This window comes from Corallococcus macrosporus (assembly GCF_017302985.1).
Classification (GTDB): Bacteria; Myxococcota; Myxococcia; order Myxococcales; family Myxococcaceae; genus Corallococcus; species Corallococcus macrosporus_A.
Genome location: NZ_JAFIMU010000007.1, coordinates 1577572 through 1602645 on the forward strand (window position 1 = coordinate 1577572; position 25074 = coordinate 1602645).

Sequence of the window (25074 nt, forward strand, 5' to 3'; positions counted from 1 at the left end):
GGAGGCACGCGCCAGGAGGACCGGTTAGAAAGCCACCCATGAGCGACTGGCACACCGCCACCGTCACCGCCCGGAAGCCCGCGGCGGATGGACTCACCGACTGGGTGCTCGACATCGGCGGGACGCCGCTGGTGGGCTCGCACGCCCACCCGGGGCAGTACGTCCAGCTGCGCCTTCCCGGTGGGGAGCCGGGCATGTTCGCCATCGCCTCGCCGCCGGCCCCCCATGGCACGCGGTGGGAGTTCCTGCTCAAGGACGACGGCTCGCTGCCCGCCGCGCTGCTGCGCCTGCCCGTGGGCGCGAGCGTGGAGGTGAAGCGTCCGGAGGGCCCCGGCTTCCCCATGGAGAAGGCGCGCGGCCGCGACCTGCTGCTGTTCGCCAGCGGCTCCGGCATCTCCGCCATCCGCCCCGTCATCGCCGCCGTGCGACAGGAGCGCGGCGCATATGGCCAGGTGACGCTGTACTTCGGCGCGCGCACGGCGGGCGGCTTCGCGTACCAGCATGAGCTGGAGCAATGGCAGGCGGACGGCGTGCGCGTGCTGTGCACCGTGAGCCGCCCCGGCGCCAGCGGCTGGCAGGGCCTTGTCGGCTACGTGCAGGCCCACCTGGGCGAGGAGCGGCTGGAGCAGGCCATCGCCTTCGTGTGCGGCCCGTCCGACATGGTGCAGGACGTGATGGCCCAGCTGGCCCGGCGCGGCGTTCCCAGGAACGCCGTGTTCCTCAACTACTGAGCCGCCGGAGCGGCCGGAGCCGCTCGCGGCTCCACCGTGGGAGACGCGTAGCGCACGCCCACCACCACCGCCGCCGGGTCGCTCTCCTGGCTGCCGGTGGCCTTCTGCGGCGTCCACGCGGCCACGCCCACCTGGCGCCCATCCGGCGCGAAGCGCACGCGCCGCACGGACCAGCCGAACTCCAGCTCGCCCTTCGCTTCCGGCGCGCCGTCGACGAAGAGGTACACGCGCCGGTCCCACCCGCCCGTCGCCAGCGAGCGCCCATCCGGGGAGATGGCCGCGGTGGACACCACGCCGTGGTGCAGCTCCCACTTGTGCAGCACCTGGCCGGAGGCCGCGTTCACCAGTGCGCCCGCGTTCCACGGGCCCTGGGGCTCCTCGATGCCCTTGCGCTCGCGCTCGTAGACGGTGCGGTTGCGCTCCGCCTTCTCCTGGCTGAAGGCCACGCCCAGGCGCTGGCCGCGCGCGTCCACGGTGACGTCGTTGACATGCGCCGGGAAGGTGAAGTCCAGGCGCGGCGTGAGCGCTCGCGCCGTCCCGGAAGGAGCCCCTTCCGGCGGGCCGCCCTTGAGCGTGAGCACCGCCTCCGCCGTCGTCTCGTCGAAGACCGTGTCCACGCGCTCGCTGAAGGGCGCGCCCAGCACGCCCTGGCTGCCCTGCGGCACGCACGCGTCGCACACCGCCACGTCCACGCCCGGCAGCGTCATGGCCTTGAAGCGCAGCGTGCGTCCGCGCGCCAGCCGCGCCACGGTGTTGCCCAGCGCGCCCGGCACGGTGACGGTGTCCTTCAGGAACGCCACGTCGATGCCGGACGCCGCCGCCGCCGCGGTGGTGAGCACCACCACCGGCGTGCGCGAGTCCAGCGCCAGCACCACCGGCGGCCCGCTGTCCACGCGCCCCTGCACCGCCGCGAAGCCGCCGCGCCGCTCGAAGTGCGTGCGCGCCACGTCCGGCTTGAGCGCCTGCTCCGGCGTGTCCGACGCGCGCACGTGCTTGTCCCAGCCGCCCGAGTACAGCGTCCCGTCCGCCGCGAACGCCAGCGCGCTCACCGGCCCCATGTGCAGCCGCGCCTCCGCGCCGAACGTCAGCTCCGGCACGGACAGCAGGGACACCAGCCCCTGCGCGCTGCCCACCGCCAGCCACCGGCCATCCGGATGGAAGGCCACCGACACCAGCGGCTCCTCCGTGGCGAGCGCCCCCACCTGCGCGCCCGTCGTCGCGTCGAAGAGCTGCACCGCGCCGCTGCGGCTCACCGTGGCCACCCTCGCGCCGTCCGGTGAGAAGGCCACGCCCTCCAGGTCGTACTGCTGAACGTTGACCTGCGGATCCGCGAGCATCACCGGCGCGCCAGCGTCACCCGCCTTCGAGGCGGAGGGCGCCAGGTCCCAGATGGACACGTGGTACGCCTTGTCGCCCAGGCGCGTGTACGCCACGCGGTGGCCGCTCGGCGCGAAGTCCAGCGCCCAGATGAAGTCCTTGCGGTTGAGGACGGCGGGCTCCCCGTCGAAGCCCTCCACCGCGCCGGAGAGGAAGCCTCCGGGCGTGGACGCCAGCCGCGTCGCCGTGTCCGGAGACAGACCCGCGGCCGTGTGCGCGCAGCCCGTGAGCGCAAGCGCGCCCGCGAGGACGAAGCCCCCGGTACGCAGGCTCATGAACCCGAGCCGCGGACGGCGGCCTTCTCCTTCTCCACGTTGATCTCGTTCACGCCCTTGCTGTCCACGGACAGGAGGAACAGCTGCTTGTCCGCTTCCCGCTTGTCGTTGAACGACGTGCGGCCCGTGGCGCCGTCGAAGTCCTTCAGCCCCGCCAGCGCCTCGCGCATCGCCGCGCGCGAGTTGGGACGCTGCTTGTCGATGACCTGCCGCACCATGCGCGCCGAGTCGTAGCCGATGGCCTCCAGCAGGCCCGGGTCACGGCCCAGCTCCCTGTACGCGTCGCGGTAGGTCTTCACGAACTTCTGCGTCGCGGGGCGCTGCGAGTCCACGAAGAAGCCGTCCACGTACACCGAGCAGGTGACGAACTTGCCGCCGCGCTCCAGCAGCTCCGGCAGGCCCGAGCGGCCCTTGGGGCTGGACCACTGGTTGGTGCCGAAGAGCGTGACGGTCTTCAGGTCCTTCTTGCCCGTCGTCTTGCGGATGCGCTCCAGGTCGCGCGGGTCGCACGCGTTGGTGACGATGTCCTCCACCGCGAGCGCGGGCGTCACCAGGCTCACCCGGCGCCAGTCGTCCGGGATGAAGAGGCCCTCGAAGTCGATGATGGGTTCCACGCCGCTCTTCGCCTTCTCCATCGCCTTGCGGCGGCGGTACGCGTCCGTGATCTTCTCACCCTGCACGTCGCGCACGGCCTCCGCCCAGTCGCCGCGGTCCTCCAGGTAGTAGCGGCCCACCAGGCGCTTGGCCTCGCCGGTGAACGTCGTCTGGTCGTAGGAGTAGGACTCCGCGCCGCGCACCGCGCCACCGCGCGACACCACGTCGTCCCAGAACTCGTTCGCCAGCTCCACGCCGTAGGGGATGTTCGGGTAGAGCACCGCGAAGCGCTTGTAGCCCTTCACGTTCATCGCGTAGTCCGCGATGGCGCGCGCCTGCGCGGAGTTCGTCAGCATGTTGCGGAAGACGTACGGGCCGATGTCCGTGATGCCCTCCTGACGGCTCAGCGTCAGCAGCGGCACCTGGAGCTCTTCGGCCAGCAGCGCCGCGCGCTTGGTGTCGTCCACCAGCAGCGGCCCCAGCGCCGCGATGGCGCCGTCGTCGAACGCGAGCTGCTCCATCGCGGTGCCCGTCTTGTTGACGTCGCCCTGCGTGTCCTTCACCACCAGCTCGATGTCGCTGCCCTGCAGCGCCAGCTTCACGCCGCGCAGCACCGCCTCACCGATGGGCTGGTAGCGGCCCGTCATGGGCAGCAGCACCGCCACCGTGCGCGGACGCACCTCCACGCGGCGGGTGGCGCGCGCGAGCAGGTCCTTCGCCTGCGGCGCGAAGGCGCTGTTGGGCGCCTCACGCAGGTACGTCTGGAGCGTCTCCTCCAGGCGGGTCCAGTCACGCAGGTGGTAGTAGATGCGCGCCAGCTTGAACTGGAGCACCGGCCACGCGGGGTTGGACGGGGACAGCCCCTCCTGCACGCGCGCGATGTCCAGGAAGCTGGCGCGGCCCTCCACCAACTGCTCCACCTTCTGCACCGCCGCCGTCTTCTCCTCCGGCGTCTGCGCGTCGCCGGCTTCCTTCACCGCGGACGACAGCGCCTGCGAGTAAAGGCCCGCGCCCTCCGCCGCGCGCGCGGCCTCCTTCAAGAGCTGCTCCTTCTCCTCCCCGGACGCGCGCTCCGCCAGGCTGGTGAGCGTCTGGTACGCGTCGCGGTAGGCGCCCACCTCCATGGCGGAGACGGCCAGCTTGTGCTTGGCGTCCTCGGCCTGGGCGTAGAGGGGGTTCTCGAAGAGCAGCTCGTTGAAGGCCTTGCGCGCGTTCGCGTAGTCCTTCGCCTCGAAGTAGAGGACGCCCGCGTTGTAGAGCGCGTCCTGGCCGGCGGTGGTGGCGGGGTACGCCTTGCGCACGGACAGGTAGGCCTCCGCGGCCTGCTTCTTGTCCGGGTTCGACTGCGCCTGCGTGCGGGCCTGCGCGAGCGCGGCGTTCGCGGTGGCGTCCTGCTTCGCCTCCACGCGCGGGCGGTTGTTCTGGGTGGTGTCCCCCCCGGAGGTGTCGTCCCGGCTGTCGGTGCGGGAGGGCGACTTGGGGCAGGCGGTCAACGTCAGGGCCAGCGCGGCGACGAGCGCGCGGCGCGATGCGGAGAGGACTTCCATGGCGAGGTGCATAGCAGCGCGGGTGCGGCTCCGTCGACACTTGAGCGGGGGGAAGATTCCCCTGGAACGTCCGCTTCAGTGCACCGCGCGTGCCCGCGTGCGTCACCGAGGGGGAGCTGGCTCCCCTCCCCCACCGCGTGCGGCCCCGGAGCCACGCCTTCGCGCGGCCCCGGACGCACGCCCGGCCTCCTAGCCGAAGAGCTCCTTCACCTTGTCGAAGAAGGTCTTCGACTGGGGATGGGTCTCCTCGCCGGACACCTCCGCGAAGCGCTCCAGCAGCTCGCGCTGCTTGGACGTCAGCTCCGTGGGCGTTTCGATGATGACGCGCACGTGCTGGTCGCCCCGCTGCTGGCTGTGCAGGTGCGGGATGCCCTTGCCGCGCAGCCGGAACACCTTCCCGGACTGGGTCCCCTGCGGGATGGTCATCTTCACCTTGCCGTCCAGCGTGGGCACGTCGATCTTCGCGCCCAGCGCCGCCTGCGTGAAGGACACCGGCACCTCGCAGAAGACCTCGTACTCCTCGCGCTGGAAGAGCGGGTGCTCGCGCACGATGACCGTCACGTACAGGTCGCCCGGAGGCCCGCCCCGGTCACCCGGCTCGCCCATGCCGCCCAGCCGCACGCGCGTGCCGTTGTCCACGCCGCCCGGGATGGCGACCTCGATGACCTCTTCGGACGGAATCTTCCCGGAGCCCCGGCACTTGCCGCACGGATCCGGGATGGTGGCGCCCGAGCCGCCGCAGTCACCGCACGGCCGCGACACCGCGAAGAAGCCCTGCGAGTAGCGCAGCTCCCCGCTGCCGCCGCACGCCGCGCAGGGCCGGGGGGCCGCGCCGCTCTTGCTGCCGGAGCCGGAGCAGGTGTCGCACTTCTTCGGACGGGGGATGGTCACCTTCGGACGGCAGCCGAACGCGGCCTCCTCGAAGCTGATCTCCAGGTTGTAGCGCAGGTCCGCGCCCCGGCTGTTGCGCTGCCGGCCACGCCCGCCGCCACCCCCGAAGATGTCGCCGAAGATCTCTCCGAAGATGTCGTTGATGTTGACGCCCTGGAAGCCGCCGCCCGCGTCCCCGAAGGGGTTGCCCGCGTGTCCGAAGCGGTCGTACTTCGTGCGCCGGTCCGGATCGCTCAGGACCTCATAGGCTTCCGAGGCCTCCTTGAACTTCTCCTCGGCCTCGTGGTTCCCGGGGTTGCGGTCCGGGTGGTACTGCAACGCGACCTTCCGGAACGCGCTCTTCAGGTCCTGCGCCGAGACATTCTTCTGGACGCCCAGGACCTCGTAGTAGTCGCGCTTCTGCCCTGCGGCCCCTGCCATTGAATCGAACCCCTGGAAATTGCTGGCGTTTTCAAGCTGCGTAGAGAATCGGAGTCACTATAACGCAGCGAAACTCGCCAGCAATCCAGGCCCGGTCCAACCCTCCGTGCGGCAGTGAGCCGTGCTTACACGGTCCAGACGCGGTTCACGGTCAGCTCCATGCGAGCGAGCCGGCGCTTGAGGGCCGGGTCCACGGGGCCGTTGATGGACCACTTGGGGACCACGAAGTGCAGCTCCGCGTTGTAGAGCTTCGCGGCGCTGGCCAGGAGGCTCCAGCGGTTCTCCGCGGTCGGATCATCCACCATGCCCGGGGTGACGATCTCCAGGATGATGGGCGTGCGGGCGGAGTCGGACTGGCGGCAGGTGAAGTCCGGCCGGTGATCCTCGATGGTGCCGGAGAGCACGGGCGGCGGCATGAAGCCAGGGAGCCGGGCCTTGATGTCCGAGTAACCGATGGTGCGGAAGTACTCGGCCATCAGCCAGAGCAGACGGCGGCGCTCTTCATCATCCACGACCGACTCGCAGCCGGGATTGAACAGGACTTCTTTCTCGGAGTTGGTTTCCATGGCGCCTCTCAAGCTGTCCGCATGTGTGGGATGCGGCAACGCAGGCGGGCGCGAGCGCTCCCTGACCGGCCGTGGGGCAGGCGGCCATGCACGCCCGCTTCCCATGTCCCTTTGGCTTGGACGCCACCGTCGCCTCGGTGACAGAGTGCGCCCCCTCCCGTGGCCCCCCGTCCCTCCGCGCACGTCTATCGCCGGCTCCTGGGCTACCTGAGCCCGTACCGCCGGTTGCTCCTCGCGGGCACGCTGGCCTCGCTCACCGCCGCGGCCGCTACCGCCGCGTACGCCTGGATCGTCGGACCGCTGCTGCGCGCCGTCCTCACCGGCGCCCCCGTCACCGTCGCGGGGATGACCCTGTCACCGGAAGCCCTGCTGTCCCGCCTGCCCCTGCTGGTGGTCGCGGTGGCGCTGGTGAAGGCCACCGCCCAGTTCCTCCAGGGCGGCCTGATGCAGCGCTTGGGCCAGCGTGTGATGGCCGACCTGAGGGGCTTTCTCTACGGCCGCCTGCTCGCCCAGCCGCCTTCTTTCTTCGAGCAGCGGCACTCGGGAGAACTTGTCTCCCGGTTCACCTCGGACGTACCCCTGGTGGAGTTCTCCGTCACCCAGGCCTTGTCATCGTACGTAAGGGATGGGCTGCAGATCGTCTCACTGCTGGCGACCTGCTTCCTCATCGACGCGAAACTCTTTCTCTTCACGTTCGTCGTCGTGCCGGTGACGGTGTTGCCGGTGAACCGGTTCGCGCGTTCGCTGAAGAAGGTGGCGACCCGCTCGCAGGCGAACCTGGGCGCGCTCAGCGCCATCACCGCCGAGCAGCTCCAGAACCTCCCGGTGGTGCAGGCCTACGGCACGGTGCCGCGCGCGCTGGAGTCCTTCGACCAGGAGGCGGAGGCGTACCTGTCGGAGATGCGCCGCTCGCTCTTCATCCGCGGCGCGTTCAGCCCCACGGTGGAGCTCTTGGGCATCGTGGGCGTGGCGGCGGCGGTGGCGTGGGGCGCCCGCGCGGTGTCCATGGATCCGTCGCTGGCGGGGCGGCTGCTGTCCTTCATGGCGGCGGCGCTGCTGCTCTACCAGCCGGTGAAGTCGCTGAGCGGCACGCTGTCCCAGGTGCTGACGGGGCTGGCGGCGGCGGAGCGCCTCTTCGCGCTCGCGGACGCGCCGGTGCCGCCGGACGTGGGCGCGGAGGCTCCGCCCCTGTCTCGCGCCCTGGAGCTGTCCGGCGTGCGCGCCACCTACGCGGACGGCCGGGAAGCGCTCAAGGGCGTGGACCTGACGATTGCCGCGGGCTCGCGCGTGGCGCTGGTGGGCCCGTCCGGCGCGGGCAAGACGACGCTGTTCTCCGTGCTGCTGGGCTTCCTGCCCCCCAGCGGCGGCGAGGTGAAGTGGGACGGCCTGCCGCTGTCCTCGCTGAAGGCGTCCAGCGTGCGCGGCCAGGTGGCGTGGGTGCCGCAGGAGCCGGTGCTCTTCTCCGGCACCGTGCGCCACAACCTGCGCCTGGGCCAGCCGGACGCGACGGACGACGCGCTGTGGGAGGCGCTGCGGCTGGCGCACGCGGAGGACTTCGTGCGCGCGCTGCCCGGCGGCCTGGATGAGCCCGTGGGCGAGCGGGGCAGCCGGCTGTCCGGCGGACAACGCCAGCGGCTGGCCCTGGCGCGAGCCTTCCTGTGCCGCCCCTCCCTGCTGCTGCTGGATGAGCCCACGAGCGCCCTGGACGCCACCAGTGAGGCGGCGGTGGGCGCGGGGCTCCAGGCGCTGATGAAGGGCCGCACGGTGCTGGTCATCGCGCACCGCCTGAGCACCGTGCGCGACGCGGACCTCATCGCCGTGGTGGAGGGCGGACAGGTGGTGGAGGCCGGCACGCACGAGCAGTTGCTCGCGCTGCGCGGCCGCTACGCGCGGCTCCTGGGCGAAGGCGCCGTCGCCGCCTGAGCATGCGCCATGCCGCCCCACGGTCGGGACGGCGCGAGCGTGGGAGGACCGCCCTGGCCGCACGCACCGCCTGAACTGGTCTGACTATCGGACCAGTTGGGACTGGCCCCGTCCGCACGCACTGCCTGAACTGGTCCGATTGTCGGACCAGTTGGGAACGCCTCGGGCCCGCTCCGTCCGCACGCACCGCCTGAACTGGTCCGACTGTCGGACCAGTTGGGAGCGCGCCGGGCCCACTCCATCCGCACGCACCGCCTGAACTGGTCCGACTGTCGGACCAGTTGGGACTGGCCCCGTCCGCACGCACCGCTTGAACTGGTCCGACTGTCGGACCAGTTGGGCGCGTGGCGGGACCGCCCCCCTTCCGCACGCACCGCCTGAACTGGTCCGACTGTCGGACCAGTTGGGCGTGCACCGGGCGCGAGGGTCCGGCCGGGAGGCCCATGACCTGGAGGGCCATGCCCTCCGACCCGGGGCCGGTGTCCGCTCGCGCCGTGCCCCCATTCCCGGCCTTGCGCGGCCGGGCACGCCCTGCGACCCTTCCGCCCTGGCCATGCCTCCGACGCCGCCGCCCCGCGAACGAGAGCCGCTGTCGCTCAACGCGCTTCTGCTGGTGCCTGCCCTGCTGCTGGCCGCGGGCGCCTGCGTCGCGGTGGCCGCCCGGCACTTCGCGCTGGCCGCGTCCTTCACCGTCACGCTCGTCCTCGTCCCGCTCGTCTTCCGGCTGTGGACGCGGCCCTGGTACCGGGGGCTCGTGCTGCGCGGGCTGGGCCTGTTCATCGCCGGCATGCACGTGCCCATGCTCGCGGGCGGCGTGCTCGCCTACGGCCGCATCGGCTGCGACGGTCCTGACTGCAGCCAGACACTCCTCTGGGGAATCGTGCTGGCTCCCATCGCCGGCGCCGCCTGCTCTGTCGTGTACTGGCTCGTGGGTCGTCCCCCCGTCTGAATTACCAGGAATCGATGACACCCTATTCTTACTGGAAATGCTTGTTCCAGTGAGACCCCACGTCGCGCCCGGACTGTTCGTCGTGGCGCTGGCCGTCCCCGCCACGGTGTGCGTGTTGGGGGGCACGCTGCCCGCGTTGCTGGGCAGTCCCTCCGGCCTGTTGAGCGTGGTGACCTCCGCGGGGCCCTTCGCGGTGCTGCTGGGGTTCGCGCTGCTGGTGGAGGTGCCGCTGCTCACCTTCGCGGCGGGGTCCACGCTGCTGGGCCGCACGGTGCCACTGGCGGTCATGGTGGGCATGGCGACGGTGCCCTGGACGCTGGGCCTGCTGGGCACGGAGGTGCTGCTGGAGCAGATGCAGGCGGCGCTGCCCTTCGTGTCCGCCACCGACGCGGGCGTCGCGCTGACGTCGGGGATGGGCAAGGCGATGGCTCCCCGGCTGCTCGGCGCCTGGACGAGCGCGGTGCTGCTGGGCGCGCTGTCGGTGGCGCTGGGCATGGCGCGCCTCAGCCGCGCAAGCGCGGGTCAGGACGACAACACGCGCCGCAGCCTGCTGCTGGGCAGCCTGGTGTCCGCGGCGCTGGCGGGCATGGCGGTGGTGGGCACGCTGGAGGCGCACCAGCTCTTCACGCTGCTGTCGCGACTGTCACGGGCCCCGGGCGCGCTGCGTCCCGACCTGATGGCGGAGGGCATGGCGCAGGCGGCGCGGCTGCGCACGGTGCGCTGGAGCTGCTTCTCCTGCCTGCTGGTGCTGGGCATCACCTGGCTGACGACGTACCGCGCGCGCGAGGCCCGGCGCACGCGCGCGCTGGAGTGGGTGGGCGGCCTGGTGCTCACCGTCGCGGTGGCCGTCCTGCTGGTGCTGGACGCGCATCCGCTGCACACGACGCTGGGCCCGGAGCGCGTCACCGCCGGACGCCGCACGTCCACCGGCCCCGTGCCCACCGACGCGGACGTGACGCACCTGATGGGCGAGCACTCGCCCGTGCGCCTCAGCTTCCCCGCATCAGCACGTACAGGATGAAGAGCCCGACCACGACGGCAACGCCAAATACGGCCACCATCACGAGCCCCTCCGAGCGGCGCACCACCGGAGGCAGGACCTCGTTGGGCAGCGGCTGGCCGTAGCGCAGCACGGGCGGCTCCGGCTCCTCCCGCGGCGCCGGGGCGGCTTGCGGCCCGGGCTCCGGCGCGGCGGCGGGGGCGGCCTCCCTGGGCGTCGGCGCCACCGGCGTGAAGGTCACGGTCCGGGTGGGCACGGTGTCCCGCGTCGCGCCAGGGTCCCGGCCCATCAGCTCCGGCGTCGTGACGCTGGACATCTCCAGCCCCTCGCGCGCCAGGGCCAGCACGCGCTGCATGTGCAGGATGTAACGGTCCTGCCCCGCGTAGGTGGCGAGGGCCTGCGCGGCGCGCACCAGCCGCTGCGGCACCAGCTCCGGGTCCGCGCGAACCTCCGTGGAGACGGGGCGTGCCTCGCCGCCCTCCACCCGGCCCGTGCGCACGCCCTGGCCGCTGGCCCAGATGCAGTGCTCATCCAGCAGCGTGAGCTCCTGGCGGCGCACCCGGCCGTCCTCGTCCACCAGCGACATCAGCTCCGCGCCCTGGGGAGACAGGTGCCAGACGGTGCGCAGGCCGTTCTCCCCCAGGGGACCCTCCACCGCGCGCGCGCGATAGAGTTCCTGCATCGCGGATTTCAGGGAGTCGGACGAAGGTTCCACGGCCATGACTGCCGCAGAGTAGGGGCGCCCGGCCCGAAACGGAAGCCGCGCCGTCCGGCGTGAATGCCCCGTGCGCGGATGCCCGCCTTGTGCCTACCGTCCATTTCACGATGAGCCGCTCCAAGAACCGAGCCCCCGACTTCGTCCGCCAGTTCGAGGGTGTACAGACGCTCGACGGACTGCTGGAGCTGGCCGGCAGTCCCTGCGACACCGCCGCCGTGCTCGAGCGCATGCGCGAGGCGCGCGCGGACGGCGCCGACCACACCGAGGTGATTCCCACCCTCTTCGACGGGGAGCCCCGCTTCCGGGACCCCGACCTGGCGCGCCGCCTGTACCAGAACCTGCTGGGCCTCTGGGACCTGGTGCTGGAGGGCAAGGAGGTGCGGCTGGATGACGGCCCCCGCCCGCCGCGCCCCAAGAAGGAGCGGCTGCAGCCGCCCGCGCCCTTCCATCCCGGCGAGCCCTCGGGCGAATTCGTGGAGGCGGCCTGGCGTTATCTGGAGGACGACGACAAGGCGCGCACGCGGCTGATGCATGCCTATGAGAACCGGCAGGACGGCTTGCTGGGTGCGCTTGACGCCGCTGGCCTCACGGATGAAGGTTACGGGGTCGCCCGCCACCTGCTCTTCGAGCTGCACGCCATGCTGGAGCTGGGCTGGCCGCCGGGGCTCGGGGCCGTGGATGCCAGGGCCCTGGACAGGGAACCGGATGCGCCGCCCGCGCCGGACACCCTCCAGGAATACGTGACGGAAGCGCTGTTCGAGGCGGAGCAGGACGAGGAGCACCCCCTCGCCCCCGAGGAGCTGGCGCAGGTGCGCACCCTCGTCCGGCGGGGACTGGCGGCGCTGTGGCGCGCCCGCAAGGGGAGATGAAGATGGCCCGAGACGACAACGACGGTGGTGGCTTCACCGGCAAGCGCAACAAGTCCTACCGCGAGCTGGACGCGCAGCGCGGCAAGAGCAAGTACCACTCGCGCCAGGATGACCCGGCGCAGCAGAAGCTGGAGCGCAGTGCCAGCTACCAGAAATACAAGACGGCGGCGGACGCCCTCTTCACCGGCGGCGAGCTGCCCGAAGGCCTGGCGAAGACGTTCGACCCCGAAGGCAAGCGCAAGGCCCAGAAGGACGCGCTGCGCAAGGTGCAGGAGTCGGAGACGCGCGCGGACTGGGTGAAGGGCGTCGTCGACTACCTGGAGAAGTACCCGGACATGCCCGAGGACGCGTACTTCCTCGACAGCCTGCTGGACCACCCGCGCGAGCGCATCGTGGACAAGGCGCTGGCGAAGCTGGAGGCGCTCCAGGAGGCGGGCACGCTGCAGAAGAAGCTGCCCAAGAGCCTGGATCAGCGGCTGAAGTCCATCGAGCTCACCGGCCTGGACCCCGACATGCAGGGCCGCGCGAAGGCGCTGCGCGAGAAGCTGCGCGCCTGATCAGCGCGCACGCTGTTGGTACACGAGCACCACGCCGCGCTGCCCGTCCTTGCCGGGCTGGTGCGTGAGCCGCAGCTCCGCGCCGGGCCGTGAGTACAGCCCGGCCTCGTCGCCGCGCTTCCACCCGGCCTTCGCCAGCGCGTCGTCGTAGAAGGCCTGGACCTCCGGCCCCGTGAGCGGCACCTGGAACGTGAGCGTGCGCGACCCTTCCGCGTTCACGCGCAGCACGCCGTTCGCGCGAGGCGGCAGCGGCGCGAAGTCCCCCGCGACCTCCGGCGGACGCGCCAGCGCGTGGTTCGCCTCGCCCAGGTACAGCGTGGTGGTGCCGTCCTGCTGCGGCATCATCACCACCGTGTAGGTGATGCGTCGCTTCGGATCCAACGCGGTGAGCATGGCCGCGTTGTTCGCGTACTGCGCCTGCTCCTTTCCGGGCGGCACGTAGAGCCCGCCGTCGCGGAACGCGTCCGCGAAGCGCTGCACCAGCTCCCGGATGTTCTCCTTCACGTGCACCGCGCGCAGCGCCACGGGGATGCCGCCCGCCTCCACGATGTCGCTGGACTCCACGTGCGCGATGACCTGCAGCCGGGGCCACGCGAAGCGCGGCGCTTCCGCCAGGCCCGCGTCCGGTGCGCCCGCGTCCGGCACGCCCGCGTCACGGGCCTGGGCCCCGGCGGACAGCGCCACCAGCAGCGCCAGCGCTCCGCCCCCCACGCGCCCGCGCACACCGGCCCGGCTCAATGCGGCACGCCTCCCAGCCACTTGTTGCGCCGGCCCTCGCTCCGGTAGTTGGGCGTGACGTTGGGCGCCACGAAGGGGGTCGTCTCCCAGACGGTCTGGTTGCCCGCGTGCGACGCGCCGATGCTCTGCTCGTAGTTGCTCTCCGCGCCGCGGAAGCTCATGAAGAACTGGTCCTCGTTCACGGCGCCCTCCGCGCCCACGCCCGCCATCAGCGCGGTGCCGGCGTTCCCGCCGCCGCCGTTCTCGCGGTACACCCGCTCCGCCCAGCCGTAGTAGTCCACGTTCGCGCAGGGGCCGCCGGTGTTGGTGCTGAGCGGGCACTCGCGCCCCTCCGCCACGCCCGCCAGGCCCCAGTCGTCCAGCAGCATGAAGAAGCGCCGCGTGCAGCGCCCGCCGGACGCGCGCCCGGCGGCGCACACGCGGAACTGGTCGCTGGCCAGCCGGTGCGACACCTTGAAGAACTCCGGCTCCATGAAGGTGCCCAGCCGCTCCGCGCGCAGCGAGGTGGACGCGTTGCAGGAGATACCGTCGGACTGGGTGATCATGGCCAGCCCCAGCGCCGCGGAGCCTGGATCCGCGTCCTCCGGACGGGTGCCCAGGATGCCCACGGGGCTGCCCGCGGGGCGCGTGGACTCACAGTCCACCTGCACCCGCGTGGCGCGCGCGATGGCCAGCTGGAAGGTCATCCTGCCGCTCGTCTGGCTGGCCCGGCCGTCGAAGTCCTGGTAGCGCCCGGAGGCCTCCGACGACGCCAGCGCCTCCGCGTTGGAGCGCTGGAAGACGCCGTTCTCCGGGTTGTGCATCACGTGCCCGGTGGCCTCCCACAGCGCGAAGTTGGCGGCCTCCTGCACCTTGAGCGTCAGCGCGCCCACCTCCGCGAAGTAGATGCCGAAGAGCAGGATGGTGACGAACACCATGGATCCGAGCGCCGTCTCGACGAGCGCCTGTCCCCGGCGCGACCTGGAAGCGCGCGCGCGCATCAGTACCTCCCGCCCGTGCTGCTGGCGCCCCGGTAGCCGGCGTCGTCCAGCCGGCGCAGCGCGTCCGCGTGCTCGGAGAAGCCCGCCTGGTCCAGGCGGTTCGCGGGCTTGTCGTCGCGAGCGCCCTCGGTGCTCACCAGCGTGGCGCGCCAGAAGGGGTTGAGGAAGTTGGGCGGCTCCTCCCAGCCTCCGCCCGCCGCCGCCGGCCGGGGCCGGTGGTAGTAGGCGAGCCCCGCGGCCAGCGCCACCTGGTTGCGCTGCACGTCCTCGCGGCCCGTGGGCTGGATGCGGCCCAGCGGCGCGGCGTTGTCGAACTCCGTCTCCTGGTTCGCGAACTTGAAGGTGAACAGCAGGTTCCACGGATCCGGCTTCGCGCGGCGCGAGTCGCTGGCGTAGTCGCGCAGGAGCATCGCGTACAGCTTGGGCTGGCCGTAGTCGTTCTCATCCGCGTTGCCGTGCAGGAGCGCCGCGTTGAAGCCCACCGAGTAGGGCCAGATGCCGGGGCACACCACGCAGGCGCCCAGCGTGTGGCGCTCGTCCACGGTGGTGTTGTTCTCCTCGCCCTGGCCGGGCGGCGGGCTGTTCGCGCCGTAGACGTGCTGGTCCTCGTTGGACTGGCGCTCGTCGGACATCACCCACGCGTCCGTCGCCACCGAGGTGATGGGGGTGCCGTCCGGGCAGGTCTCCGTGACGGCGCGGCCGTGGTCGTGCGCCCACGAGTTGCGGCCGGAGATGGTCGTGTACGTGGAGGAGTCCATCGCGGACGCGCTGGCGTAGTGCTGGAAGCCCGGGTTGTGCGCGGCCGCGCCCGAGCCGAAGCCCGCGCTGCCGCTGGGCCGGTTGTGCACCCAGGTCCAGCCCAGGCTGCCCATGGTGGCGTTGCGCGTGGCGTTGCCCTGGCCGCCGCCGGTGGGCATCACCGCGCCGGAGGTCTCCGGCACCGTGCCGGTCTTCTCCTGCTGCATCAGGTCGTCATAGCTGGAGCCGGCCGCCGCGCCGCCAGACACCTCCGCCAGCGACTTGTTGGCGCCCTCGGGCGGAGCGAAGAGCTCCGGGTTGACCTGCTTGGCGATGAGGTTCGTCAGGCCCTGGTTCGCCAGGTGCGTGCCGATGAGGTGGTTGTAGATGGCCAGCGACGAGCGGAACATGTCGCCCGCGCGTCCCTGCAGGGACAGCGTCTGCATGGCCGCCGCCTGGTCCAGGCCGGACCACGCCGGGTCGGGCAGGGGGCACGGGGACGACTTGCGCGCGGCGTACATCTGGCTGCCGTAGCTGATCATCGACTGCGTGCCCGCCATGGCCACCATGTGGGCAATCTGCGCGCGGTTCATCACCGCGATGGCGTTGAACGTGCGCGCCGTGGACACCGCCTGGCTGTAGGCCGCCGCGTCCGCGGCCATCTGGATTTCGACGCGCTCCTTCGCGCGCATGCCGAAGCCCAGCGTGAGCAGCACCATCAGCGTCAGGAGCAGGAACGTCAGCGAGAACAGCACCAGCGCCTGACCGCGCGCGCCGGACTTCAGAAGCCGTGCAGGCTGCATCCGGCACCTCCATTGAAGTTCGACGCCTTCACCGGGGTCATCATCCGCATGGCCGCGTGGACCTGGATGGGGAACAGGTAGTGGCCCTGCGCGTTCCAGCGCAGCATCCGCTCGCCCAAATCGCCGCCGGGCCAGTCATCCGGCCCCAGCTCCACGTCGGTGTCCGCCCACCAGTCGGACTTCTTCTGCGCGGGGTTGAGCGGGTTCGCGTCCGTGTAGTTCTTCAGGTGGAACTGGGCCAGGAACATGCGGCTCATCACCCAGTCCGCGAACGGGATGCGCATGTAGTACCAGGCCACCATGCGGATCTCGAGCGTGCGCCGCTGCAGCTCCGCCGCCGAGTCCGTGGGCGCGTCGAACATCAGGTCCTCGTCGCCCGCGAGGCTGCGCACCCAGCCCACGTCCGGCGACTCGCGGACGATTTCGACCATGGGCCCTTCGGTGAAGAGCGTGCCCTTGGAGCCGCGCACGCGCAGGTAGTTGCGCTTGCGCTCGTCGAAGGCATTGGCCAGCTGCGCGGGCGTGCGGGTGTGCTCCACCGTGGGCAGCATCGTCACCAGCGCCGCGTGCGTCATCGCCTCGCAGCTGCCGTGGTTGAGGCTGCCCGCGCGCACCGCGCGGTACACCGCCACCTGCGCCAGGATGCGGCCCTGCAGCAGCATGAAGAGCTGCAGCGAGCCCAGCACCATGAACACCACCAGCGGCATGCACAACGCCGCTTCCACGGCGGCCTGACCGGACTCGTGCTGCCGACGTTGGGGACGGGGGAAGGCCATAGAGGGGGAGGCTGCCTTCCTCCTAGATTCTCGATGATTGGGGAATCGGTCAAATGGCCGGAGCCGCCCCGTGTCCCATTCCATTACAACAGGACTGTTTGGTCACTTGTTGAGCGTGAAGCCGCAGGCCGCGTCGAGCGCCACCTTCGCCCCGGCGAGCGCCCCGAGCAGGCGTTCATAGTGATGGCGCTCCGCGTCAACCTGGGCCTCCACCTCTTCCGGGGGCAGGCCCTGGTGGGAGAGGGAGAGGCGCAGGCGGTGGGCGGCGGCGTCGCGCTCCGCCTCGATGGCGGCCCGGGCCTTCTTCGCGGACCGGGCCAGCTCCGCCTCGGCGGCGGCCTGGGCCACGGGCAGCGCGGCGTCCACGAAGGCGCCGAAGCCGGGGAAGGCCTGGTGGACCTCATCCCCCTTCAGCGCCTTGCCGTCGGATTCCAGAGCCGCGAGTACGGAAGCGTCCGCCACGGGGCCCTGCGGGCCGTCCACCACGGCGACGGGCAGGAGGGTGCGCGCGAGGAAGCGCGCCAATTGGCGGCTGGGCACGCGGGCGCCGGGGGACGTGTCCTGGGGCTCCGGGAGCTGCACGTGGAAGAGCAGCTCCAGGCCGCGCACGGGCTTCTTCACCGAGCGCTTCTCGATGTGGCGGAAGCCGCTGCGGCCGTAGGGGCCGTCCTTGAGGAAGCCGAAGAGCGCCTCCACCAGCGGGTGGCCGGTGGCGAAGTACTCCAGCTCCTCCGCCTCCACGGCGGTGTCGCGCCAGAAGGTGCCCAGCACGGTGCGGTCCTGCATCACGTCGATGCCGGGCAGGCCCTCCACGTTGAGCGCGTGGCCGAACTGGAAGGCCACCTGGAAGGCCTCCACCTGTTCGTCGGTGTCCACGCCGATGCCCACGCGGCGCGCCAGCTCCGTGACGGTCTCCTCCAGGCGCTCGTCCAGGTCGCGCGCCACGCTCCACAGCCCGTCCTCCAGCGGCGGAGCCTCCTCGTCGGAGTCCTCGTCCGGAGGTTCCTCGCCCATGCGTTCCTGCGCGCGCGCCACCAGCCGGGCCACGGCGGGCTTGTCGAAGCTGCGCACGTCCAGCAGCGGGTCGTACGCGCGCTTCACCTGCTCACGCGCGGACTCCACGCGGGTCTTCAGCTCCGCGGCGTAGTCGACGCGCGCCTCGCGGGGCAGCAGGGCCAGGTCCGCGATGCGGTCCTCCACCTCCTCCAGCACCGCGTCCAGGCCGCCCACCGTCTCACCGAAGACGCCCACGGCGTCCGCCAGCAGCATCAGCACGTCCGACGCCAGCGTGCCCGCGGGGTCGAAGACGTGGATCTCCACCGGGTGCGTCTGGCCAATGCGGTCCAGGCGGCCGATGCGCTGCTCCACCGTGGAGGGGCTCCACGGCAGGTCGTAGTGGACCAGGTGGTGCGCGAACTGGAAGTTGCGGCCCTCGCCGCCCACCTCCGTGCAGAGCAGGACCTGGGGGCCCTCCGGGTCGCGGAAGCGCGCCACCTGCCGGTCGCGCTCCACGAGCGGCAGGTCGCCGTGGTAGCCCAGCGCCTCCACGCCCTCGCGCGACAGCTCCGACTGGAGCGACTCCAGCGTGTCGCGGCTCTCCGTGAACACGAGCACCTTCGCGCGCGGCTCCGCCTTCCAGATGCCGCGCAGCACGCCCACGAACGCGATGAGCTTCGCGTCGCGGCCGGTCAGCTTGAGGTCCGCGCCCTTGAGCGCCGGGTTGGACTTCACCGCGCCCGTGAACGCCGCGGGGCTGGACTCCAGGCGGCGCAGCACGTTGGCCAGCGGCGCGCCGCGAAGCGTGCCCTTCGCCAGCGTGGCCAGGGCCGCATCGCGCGCCTTCAGCTCCTCCGGCGTGAGTTGCACCGGGTGCCGGTGGAGCCTGCGCGTGGAGAAGCCGCCCACCACCGCGCGCCGGTTGCGCACCAGCCGGTCCGACAGGCTGTACGTCTCCGCCAGGTGCGCAAGCAACGCCTCCTTGTCCTTCAGCGTCTGCAGCCGCGCGTCCTCCGGGAAGCGCTTCGCCAGCGAGGCCACGGCGGCCTTCGCGTCCTGGCCTTCCATCAACGCGCGCACCGCGGTGGACAGCTCCTCCTGGCGCTGGAGCCGCGCCTCGAAGCCCTTCACGGACGGCGCGGTCGCCGCGTCGATGAGGGTGAGCAGGCCGTGGTACTCCGCAGGGTCCAGCTGCATGGGCGTGGCGGTGAGCAGCAGCAGGCCCCACGAGTTCGCGGCCAGCCCCTTCGCGGCGGCGAAGGCCTTCTCGCCCTTGAGGTGGTGCGCCTCGTCGATGATGACCAGGTCCCAGAAGGCGTCCTCGGCCGAGACCTCCTCGCGGTGCTCGCGGGTGCGGCTGAGCAGCTCCAGGCTGGTCACCACCAGCGGGAAGCGCTCCCACGGGGAGACGTCCGGCGCCTCCTTCAGCGACTGCTCGTAGCGGTCCGAGTCCATCAGCGTGAAGAGCTGGTTGAACTTGTGGAACAGCTCCACCAGCCACTGCACGGTGAGGTGGCTGGGCGCCACCACGAGGCACCGCCGCGCCAGGCCCACCAGCCGCAGCGCGCTGAACACCATGCCCGCTTCAATCGTCTTGCCCAGGCCCACTTCATCCGCCAGCACGAAGCGCGGGCGGCGCGCGGACAGCACTCGCTGCACCACGCCCACCTGGTGCGGCTTCACCATCACCCGGCTGGCCAGGAGCGCGCCCAGCGCGTCACCGCGGCGCTCGTCGTCCAGCACCAGCGCCTGCTTGCGCAGCATGAACGCCTTCGCGTCCCCCACCCGCCCGTCGCGCAGCGTGGACAGCAGGTCGGAGCGCGGCGCCAGCGCGCGGACCTCCGACTCCGGCAGCTCGTCCTCCTCGCCCGTGTCCTCGAAGCGCACCACGTAGCGGCGCAGACCGCGCGCGCCCGGCTCCTCGCCCAGGATGGTGGCCTTGCGCCCCTTCGGCGTCTGGATGGGCTCGCCCCTGGGCAACTGGTACGGCACCAGCGCGCCGCCGCGCGTGGACACCAGCACCGGCGCGTCCTCGCGGGACGGGAAGGCGATGAGGGCCTTGGCCCCCTGCTCCTGCAGCGACACCAGATGCCCCACGCCCCATTCGGGCTGCGGGAGGTAGCGGACCTTCAGACCTTCGACGAGAGACGCCATATGCGTGCAACACCCGATGCGAGGAGGGGGGCGCTCCATAACGTCCCGGCGCCCCGAAGGCCATTTCGCGAGCACCTCCCCGCCCCACCCGCGGACGGCCTGCCACGTCCTGCCCGCCCGGGACTTGCCTTCCTGCCAGGTAGGCTCCATGATTCCATGACAAACAGGTAAAAACCGGGTTATAGGATACCCTGCCCGGCAGTGCGATGTCGCTCACCCCACCTTTTCGGTGATGTTGAGGGTCCTTCTGCACAGAAGCGCTCGGTGCCGTCGGGGGGGAGTGCCACATGTTGCGACGTTGGACCTTCGCGCAGAGGGTAGGTGCGGGTCTGTCCGCGTGCCTTCTGGCCGGACTCATCCTGCTCGCCACCCTGGTGTCCGCGACCCACACGCTGGCCGTGGACGATGGGGCCTTCCTCCATCACGTCTCCGACATCCTCGTCGGCCTGCTGGGCCTGGGCGCCCTCATCGCGCTGGTGATGGTGCTGCGCAACGCGCTGGGCCCCATGCACGAGGAGGCCCTGCGGAGTGAACAGCGGTTGCACCTGTTCATGGATGGCGTGAGCGACTACGCGCTGTGCTTCCTGGAGCCGGACGGCAAGGTGTCCTGCTGGAGCACGGGCGCGGAGCGGCTCACCGGCTGGACGTCCTCCGACATCGTGGGCCAGCGCGCGGAGGTGCTGCACGTGCCGGACGCGGTGACGCACGGCCTGCCCGCGTCCCACCGCGAGCGGGCCGCGCGCGAGCGGCGCCTGCAGTCGGAGGGCTGGCGGCTGCGCAAGGACGGCTCGCGCTTCTGGGCGGAGACGCTGCTCACCGCGCTGTACGCGGAGGGCGGCACGCTGCAGGGCTACGCGGAGGTGACGCGCGACATCACCGAGCGCAAGCGCACCGAGCGCATGCAGGCGCTGCTCGCCGAAGCGGGCCGCGTGCTCCAGCCCCAGGCCGGCGCCAAGGAGCTGGGCGCGGCGCTCACCCGCCTGTGCGTGCCGGAGATCGCGGACGCGTGCGTGCTCTACCTCCCGGACGGCAGCGGCGACGTGCGCCCCGGTGCGGTGACGTGCGCGGACGCGGCCACCCAGACGCGGCTGTGGGAGCCCCTGATGCGCCGGCCGTCGCTGGATGAGCCCGGCCCCGCGCGCGTCGTCCACACCGGCCGCGCCGAGCGCTTCGCGGAAGTGGATCCGGACCGGCTGCCCCCTTCCGTCAGCGACAGCGCCTCCGCGGAGCTGTGGCGCGCGCTGGGCGTGCGCTCCGCGCTGAGCGTGCCGCTCGTCGTGGACAACCGCGTGCTGGGCGCGCTGTGCCTGCTGTCCACGCGGCCGCACCGCCACTACGGCGCGGTGGACCAGGCCTTCCTGGAGGAGCTGTCCGCGCGCGCCGCGCTGGCGCTGGACAACGCCCGCCTGATGGCCGCGACGCAGAACGCGCTGGAGCTCATTGGCGTGGCGGCGCATGACCTGGGCACCCCGCTGAGCTCGCTGCAGCTGCGCCTGCGCCGCGTGCGCCTGCAGTGCGCGCCCGCCCACACGGACGACACGCGCCTGCGCGAGGGGCTGCTCCTGGCCGAGGAGGAGACGAAGCGGCTGGGGCGGCTGGTGCACAACCTGCTGGACCTGTCGCGCCTGTCCGGCGGCCGGTTGGTGCTGGAGGCCCAGCCCATGGACCTGGCGGAGCTGGCGCACGAGGTGGCCTCCCGCCACGAGGACCAGGCCGCCGCCGCCGGCTGCGCCCTCACCGTCCACGCCCCCAGCGGCGCCCGCGGCCGCTGGGACCGCCAGCGCCTGGACCGCGTCCTCACCAACCTGGTTTCCAACGCCCTCAAGTTCGGCCGCGGGCAGCCGGTGGAGGTGCATGTGGATGTGGACGAAGACGCACACCGCATCCGGATGTCGGTGCGGGACCACGGCGCCGGCATCCCACAGGAAGCCCAGCAGCGCCTGTTCACCCGCTTCGAGCGGGTCACAACGGACAGCCGTGCGCCGGGCTTCGGACTGGGCCTCTACATCGTCCGGCAGCTCGTGGAGGCCCACGGCGGCACCATCCGCGTCCACTCGAGGCTGGGAGAGGGCGCGGAGTTCACGGTCGAACTCCCTTTCACCCCGGAAACCCCGGCAGAAGTCGTTTCCTCGATTCGCGCATGACCCTCCCGGGTGGGTTGCGCCCCAGCACCCCTTCCCATCCAGTCATAAACATTCGGGATTCGCCTCTGAGTAGAATTATTCTCAGAAGTTGAACCCGTCTGTTGATTGTGGATATTCTCCGTGCGGCTAGAACCGCTCGTTTCCGGCAAAAGCCGGGTTTGAGCGCGACCCTCCGCCAGCGTCCCCCCGACGCAAGGGCACCCGGGTCCACTGGCCGCGACGCTGCTCCGGCAGCCGTCCGCACATACGCGTTCGGAGGAGTCCCCTCATGGGTGGAGCAGACACGATTCAGCAGCGGTCTACGCGCACGTCCCCCCGCCTGTTCACGGCGGCGGGCCGCGCGAGCCTGCTGGCCACGCTGGCCAGCCTGACGGTGGCGTGCGGCGGTCCGGAGACCCTGGACGGGGCGTCCTCCACGGACCTGGCGCAGCCGGAGCTGGTGGCGCAGGACCAGGCGCTCTCCGACAACGCGTCCCTCAAGGGTGGCAACAGCGCCTCCGCTCCCGTGGGCCTGGCCCTGGAGGTGGACAACGGCGAGGGCGTGCCCCTGAAGGTGAAGGCCGGGCAGAGCTTCTTCGTGAACCAGATCGACCTGCGCGCCTCCATCTTCGCCACGAAGGACGAGGGCGTGGACGGCCTGCGCCAGAACAGCGACTTCCTGGCCATCGGGTGGGGCGGTGTGCGCCTGGCGGACCAGGAGTTCGTGGGCCTGTCGAACCCGGACGGCACCTTCACCCGCCGCCGCTTCTACCGTGACGCCGCGTGGATGAAGGCGACCAGCCTCTTCACGGTGGAGCCGGTGGACGCCCACGGCCGGCTGACGGGCGCGCCGGTGCTGCTGAACATCGGCAGCGACGACACCCGCCGCACGGAGCGTGACGACTTCTTCATCCGCCGCATGCGCGCCATCCAGTGGACGCGCGACTGCCGCTCGCTCACGGACTGCTCGGGCGCCCAGGCGTACGAGGAAGAGGCCCTGGTGGAGCTGCGCAACGCGTACGACCACGCGAAGAAGCAGACGCTCACCTTCACCTCCCGCACGGTGGGTCTGCGCCTGCGCTGGAGCCTGCGCCCGTTCGCCCCGTACTACATCCCTGTCACGCAGGTTTCCAAGCCGGAGTACGCCTACGGGTTCGGCATCGACATCAAGCCCCTGACGGCGCCCCGCAAGGACGGCACGTACGCCCCCGGGTCGGACGTCACCTTCCAGATGACCCTGAAGGACGGCAAGGGCAAGCGCCTGCACCCGGCCGGGAGCCTCCCAACCTACAATGAGGTCGCACCTCCGGGCGCCCCCGGCAATCCGGCGGGGATCCAGTACTATCAGGCCTTCTTCAACCCCACGACGACCTACTACCGCCGCAAGCACCAGGAACGGATGATGATGACGCAGCTCATCGGGCCGGCGCAGGACATCCAGCCCATCCGGAGCATCGTCGACCTGGAGGCCTTCCTGGATGACTCGCAGGACGTGCAGACCATCGCCACCCCGGAGCGCGACGGCGTCTATGCGCAGTTCATGACCTTCCCCCCGTCGAACAAGCTCTTCGGCGGCGCCTTCTTCCCCAACGAGGGCCGCTGGGACGCGCCCGTGAGCGACACCTGGACCTACCGCCTGCCCGCGAACGCGAAGCCCGGCACCTACCTGGTGACCGCCAAGGCGCGCCGCGTGTACCTGGGCGAGGACCGGCCGGCGTCGCGCACCATCGAAATCCAGGTGGGGACCCAGACGCACACGGAGGCGGTGCTGACCACCGGCCCCTGCAACACCTGCCACAGCAAGGGCGGCGAGCTGAGCGAAGTGCTGCATGCGAACGACAACCGCGCCGCGTGCGCGTCGTGCCATGCTCCGCTGGGCTTCGAACTGGAAGGTCCCATCTTCGTGCGCACGCACTTCATCCACTCGCGCTCCAACCGCTTCGACGCGCCCCTGGAGAAGTGCTCCTCCTGCCACCTGAAGCAGGAGACCACGCAGCGCACCAGCAAGGCCGCCTGCCTGTCGTGCCACAAGAGCTACCCTGAGAGCCACGTGGCGAAGTTCGGTCCCGTCGAGAGCATGTACGTCGGCGGCGGCCGCGAGTCGTTCCAGCAGTGCACCGGCAGTTGTCACAAGACACACCCCGGCGCCGGCTTCTAGCCGCCGCCGGTTCGCACGGAGGTCCTCATGGCGCACGTGAAGATGCAGACGGCTCGTTCCACCCTCACGGATCCGGTCGCCGTCGCCGAGGACCTCCTGCGCCAGTTACACGGCCCCCCGCCGAAGCTGGTGACGCTGTTCGCGTCCCGTCAGAGGGATCAGCGCGCGCTCAACCGCGCGGTGCGCGAGCGGCTGCCGAAGGACACCCGGCTGGTGGGCGCCACCACCGCCGGGGAGCTGGACAACAACGGCATCCACGAGAACAGCGTGGTGCTGGGCGCGCTCTCCGGTGACTTCGAGGTGGGCCTGGGCCTGGGAAGCGGCCTCACCGGGGACGCCATCGCCGCGGGCGCGCAGGCCATCAAGCGCGCGTGCGAGGAGCTGGGCGTGCGCCAGCAGGACCTGGACGCGCGCCGGTACGTGGGCCTCGTGATTGACGACGGCTTCCGTTACAAGAAGGAAGAGCTGCTGCTGGGCATCCTGGAGAAGAACCAGACCCTGGTGCTCGTGGGCGGCGGCGCCAGCGATTCGGAGACGGACCCCGCGCGCCAGTCCGCCCTCATCCACGTGGATGGTGAAGTGGCCGGTGACGGCGTGCTGGTGGCGCTGTTCAAGACGAACGCCCCCTGGGCCGCGCTGCGCTCGCACTGGTACGTGCCCACCGGCGAGCGGCTCACCATCACCAAGGTGGATGAGACGCACACGCGCGCGCTCGAAATCGACGGGCAGCCCGCGGCCAAGCGCTACGCGGAGATTCTGGGCGTGGCGCCGGCGGACCTGGAGTTCGGGCGGCCGGGCGGCTTCGCGCTGCGCCCCACCGCGCTCAAGGTGGGCCGCGAGTACTTCATCCGCGCCGCGTGGCGGCCCCTGGACGACGGCTCCATCCTGTTCGCCAACCTCCTGGAGGAGGGCAGCGAGCTGGACCTGATGAAGGCCGGTGACCTGGCGGGCATGACGCGGGACTTCTTCCAGGAGGAGCTGCCCAGGCGGGTTCAGAACCCCCAGGCCGCCCTCCTGTTCCACTGCAGCGGACGGCTATGGTACGCGCAGGCCCAGGGCATGGTGCCGAAGCTCTCCGAGGCCATGAAGCTCGCGCCGTCCGCGGCGGGAATGAACGTGCAGTTCGAGATCTACTCGGGGTTCCACATCAACACCACGCTGACCGTGCTCGCGTTCGGTTCCAACTAAGTC

At 71.4% G+C, this 25074-nt stretch carries 19 protein-coding genes; 9 read left to right on the plus strand and 10 right to left on the minus strand.

Annotated features, from left to right (window positions below; translation table 11 throughout):
* Nucleotides 1-38: 38 nt before the first annotated feature.
* A complete protein-coding gene (locus JYK02_RS18740) occupies nucleotides 39-731 on the plus strand; it encodes an NAD-binding oxidoreductase (protein ID WP_207052871.1) in 693 nt (230 codons plus the stop codon).
* On the opposite strand, the gene JYK02_RS18745 is transcribed toward JYK02_RS18740, so the two are convergent.
* The 4 genes from JYK02_RS18745 to JYK02_RS18760 all read right to left on the minus strand — a co-directional run bounded on the left by JYK02_RS18745 (nucleotide 725) and on the right by JYK02_RS18760 (nucleotide 6401).
* On the minus strand, nucleotides 725-2383 hold the full coding sequence (locus JYK02_RS18745) for a WD40 repeat domain-containing protein (protein WP_207052872.1): 1659 nt from the start codon (nucleotides 2381-2383) through the stop codon (nucleotides 725-727). The two genes, JYK02_RS18740 and JYK02_RS18745, sit on opposite strands and share 7 nt — an antisense overlap.
* Nucleotides 2380-4524, minus strand: a complete 2145-nt coding sequence (locus tag JYK02_RS18750) for a penicillin-binding protein activator (protein ID WP_242588799.1) — start codon at nucleotides 4522-4524, stop codon at nucleotides 2380-2382. Before JYK02_RS18750 ends, JYK02_RS18745 begins: the two co-directional genes overlap by 4 nt.
* 189 nt (nucleotides 4525-4713) lie before the next feature.
* Nucleotides 4714-5835, minus strand: coding sequence for a molecular chaperone DnaJ (gene dnaJ, locus JYK02_RS18755; protein WP_207052874.1), 1122 nt, complete (start codon nucleotides 5833-5835; stop codon nucleotides 4714-4716).
* 125 nt (nucleotides 5836-5960) lie between these two features.
* Entirely contained in the window at nucleotides 5961-6401 is a 441-nt protein-coding gene (locus JYK02_RS18760) for a hypothetical protein (protein ID WP_120523638.1), read from the minus strand.
* Between the two features lie 159 nt (nucleotides 6402-6560).
* On the opposite strand from JYK02_RS18760, the gene JYK02_RS18765 reads away from it, so the two are divergent.
* From JYK02_RS18765 to JYK02_RS18775, 3 genes are all read left to right on the plus strand, one after another.
* Nucleotides 6561-8324: an ABC transporter transmembrane domain-containing protein gene (locus JYK02_RS18765; RefSeq protein ID WP_207052875.1), complete on the plus strand. Its 1764-nt coding sequence runs from the start codon at nucleotides 6561-6563 to the stop codon at nucleotides 8322-8324.
* A 553-nt stretch (nucleotides 8325-8877) separates the two neighbouring features.
* On the plus strand, nucleotides 8878-9273 hold the full coding sequence (locus tag JYK02_RS18770; protein WP_207052876.1) for a hypothetical protein: 396 nt from the start codon (nucleotides 8878-8880) through the stop codon (nucleotides 9271-9273).
* A gap of 49 nt (nucleotides 9274-9322) precedes the next feature.
* Complete coding sequence (locus tag JYK02_RS18775; protein ID WP_207052877.1) at nucleotides 9323-10294, plus strand: hypothetical protein; 972 nt, start codon at nucleotides 9323-9325, stop codon at nucleotides 10292-10294.
* Here JYK02_RS18775 and JYK02_RS18780 read toward each other — a convergent pair.
* The gene (locus JYK02_RS18780; RefSeq protein ID WP_242588800.1) at nucleotides 10263-10955 is read right to left on the minus strand and encodes a hypothetical protein; all 693 of its coding nucleotides are present in this window, start codon (nucleotides 10953-10955) and stop codon (nucleotides 10263-10265) included. The genes JYK02_RS18775 and JYK02_RS18780 overlap by 32 nt on opposite strands.
* Before the next feature lie 143 nt (nucleotides 10956-11098).
* Between JYK02_RS18780 and JYK02_RS18785 the strand changes: the two genes are divergently transcribed.
* A complete protein-coding gene (locus tag JYK02_RS18785; RefSeq protein ID WP_207052879.1) occupies nucleotides 11099-11860 on the plus strand; it encodes a hypothetical protein in 762 nt (253 codons plus the stop codon).
* A gap of 2 nt (nucleotides 11861-11862) precedes the next feature.
* The gene (locus tag JYK02_RS18790; protein ID WP_171435580.1) at nucleotides 11863-12417 is read left to right on the plus strand and encodes a hypothetical protein; all 555 of its coding nucleotides are present in this window, start codon (nucleotides 11863-11865) and stop codon (nucleotides 12415-12417) included.
* Here JYK02_RS18790 and JYK02_RS18795 read toward each other — a convergent pair whose 3' ends face one another.
* From JYK02_RS18795 to JYK02_RS18815, 5 genes are all read right to left on the minus strand, one after another.
* Nucleotides 12418-13155, minus strand: coding sequence for a hypothetical protein (locus JYK02_RS18795; protein ID WP_242588801.1), 738 nt, complete (start codon nucleotides 13153-13155; stop codon nucleotides 12418-12420). It lies immediately after the preceding gene.
* Nucleotides 13152-14135 (minus strand): hypothetical protein, encoded by a 984-nt coding sequence (locus tag JYK02_RS18800; protein WP_207052881.1) that lies wholly within the window; start codon nucleotides 14133-14135, stop codon nucleotides 13152-13154. The genes JYK02_RS18795 and JYK02_RS18800 overlap by 4 nt, the downstream gene beginning before the upstream one ends.
* A complete protein-coding gene (locus JYK02_RS18805) occupies nucleotides 14135-15676 on the minus strand; it encodes a pilus assembly protein TadG-related protein (protein WP_207052882.1) in 1542 nt (513 codons plus the stop codon). The genes JYK02_RS18800 and JYK02_RS18805 overlap by 1 nt, the downstream gene beginning before the upstream one ends.
* Complete coding sequence (locus JYK02_RS18810) at nucleotides 15655-16401, minus strand: TadE/TadG family type IV pilus assembly protein (RefSeq protein ID WP_431603484.1); 747 nt, start codon at nucleotides 16399-16401, stop codon at nucleotides 15655-15657. The genes JYK02_RS18805 and JYK02_RS18810 overlap by 22 nt, the downstream gene beginning before the upstream one ends.
* 153 nt (nucleotides 16402-16554) lie before the next feature.
* Nucleotides 16555-19602, minus strand: coding sequence for a helicase-related protein (locus JYK02_RS18815; RefSeq protein ID WP_207052886.1), 3048 nt, complete (start codon nucleotides 19600-19602; stop codon nucleotides 16555-16557).
* A gap of 287 nt (nucleotides 19603-19889) precedes the next feature.
* On the opposite strand from JYK02_RS18815, the gene JYK02_RS18820 reads away from it, so the two are divergent.
* The 3 genes from JYK02_RS18820 to JYK02_RS18830 all read left to right on the plus strand — a co-directional run bounded on the left by JYK02_RS18820 (nucleotide 19890) and on the right by JYK02_RS18830 (nucleotide 25071).
* Complete coding sequence (locus tag JYK02_RS18820) at nucleotides 19890-21746, plus strand: sensor histidine kinase (RefSeq protein ID WP_207052888.1); 1857 nt, start codon at nucleotides 19890-19892, stop codon at nucleotides 21744-21746.
* Between the two features lie 268 nt (nucleotides 21747-22014).
* On the plus strand, nucleotides 22015-23883 hold the full coding sequence (locus tag JYK02_RS18825; RefSeq protein ID WP_207052890.1) for a cytochrome c family protein: 1869 nt from the start codon (nucleotides 22015-22017) through the stop codon (nucleotides 23881-23883).
* Nucleotides 23884-23910: 27 nt separating this feature from the next.
* Nucleotides 23911-25071 carry an FIST signal transduction protein gene (locus JYK02_RS18830; protein WP_207052891.1) on the plus strand — a complete coding sequence of 387 codons (1161 nt, stop codon included), beginning with the start codon at nucleotides 23911-23913 and terminating at the stop codon, nucleotides 25069-25071.
* Nucleotides 25072-25074 lie beyond the last annotated feature (3 nt).

What these genes read in the sequence shown, in the direction of transcription:
- JYK02_RS18740 (WP_207052871.1), top strand. Translation starts at nt 39, where the DNA reads ATGAGCGACTGGCACACCGCCACCGTCACCGCCCGGAAGCCCGCGGCG.
- JYK02_RS18745 (WP_207052872.1), bottom strand. Translation starts at nt 2,383, where the DNA reads ATGAGCCTGCGTACCGGGGGCTTCGTCCTCGCGGGCGCGCTTGCGCTC.
- JYK02_RS18750 (WP_242588799.1), bottom strand. Translation starts at nt 4,524, where the DNA reads ATGGAAGTCCTCTCCGCATCGCGCCGCGCGCTCGTCGCCGCGCTGGCC.
- dnaJ (WP_207052874.1), bottom strand. Translation starts at nt 5,835, where the DNA reads ATGGCAGGGGCCGCAGGGCAGAAGCGCGACTACTACGAGGTCCTGGGC.
- JYK02_RS18760 (WP_120523638.1), bottom strand. Translation starts at nt 6,401, where the DNA reads ATGGAAACCAACTCCGAGAAAGAAGTCCTGTTCAATCCCGGCTGCGAG.
- JYK02_RS18770 (WP_207052876.1), top strand. Translation starts at nt 8,878, where the DNA reads ATGCCTCCGACGCCGCCGCCCCGCGAACGAGAGCCGCTGTCGCTCAAC.
- JYK02_RS18780 (WP_242588800.1), bottom strand. Translation starts at nt 10,955, where the DNA reads ATGCAGGAACTCTATCGCGCGCGCGCGGTGGAGGGTCCCCTGGGGGAG.
- JYK02_RS18785 (WP_207052879.1), top strand. Translation starts at nt 11,099, where the DNA reads ATGAGCCGCTCCAAGAACCGAGCCCCCGACTTCGTCCGCCAGTTCGAG.
- JYK02_RS18790 (WP_171435580.1), top strand. Translation starts at nt 11,863, where the DNA reads ATGGCCCGAGACGACAACGACGGTGGTGGCTTCACCGGCAAGCGCAAC.
- JYK02_RS18800 (WP_207052881.1), bottom strand. Translation starts at nt 14,135, where the DNA reads ATGCGCGCGCGCGCTTCCAGGTCGCGCCGGGGACAGGCGCTCGTCGAG.
- JYK02_RS18805 (WP_207052882.1), bottom strand. Translation starts at nt 15,676, where the DNA reads ATGCAGCCTGCACGGCTTCTGAAGTCCGGCGCGCGCGGTCAGGCGCTG.
- JYK02_RS18815 (WP_207052886.1), bottom strand. Translation starts at nt 19,602, where the DNA reads ATGGCGTCTCTCGTCGAAGGTCTGAAGGTCCGCTACCTCCCGCAGCCC.
- JYK02_RS18820 (WP_207052888.1), top strand. Translation starts at nt 19,890, where the DNA reads ATGTTGCGACGTTGGACCTTCGCGCAGAGGGTAGGTGCGGGTCTGTCC.
- JYK02_RS18825 (WP_207052890.1), top strand. Translation starts at nt 22,015, where the DNA reads ATGGGTGGAGCAGACACGATTCAGCAGCGGTCTACGCGCACGTCCCCC.
- JYK02_RS18830 (WP_207052891.1), top strand. Translation starts at nt 23,911, where the DNA reads ATGGCGCACGTGAAGATGCAGACGGCTCGTTCCACCCTCACGGATCCG.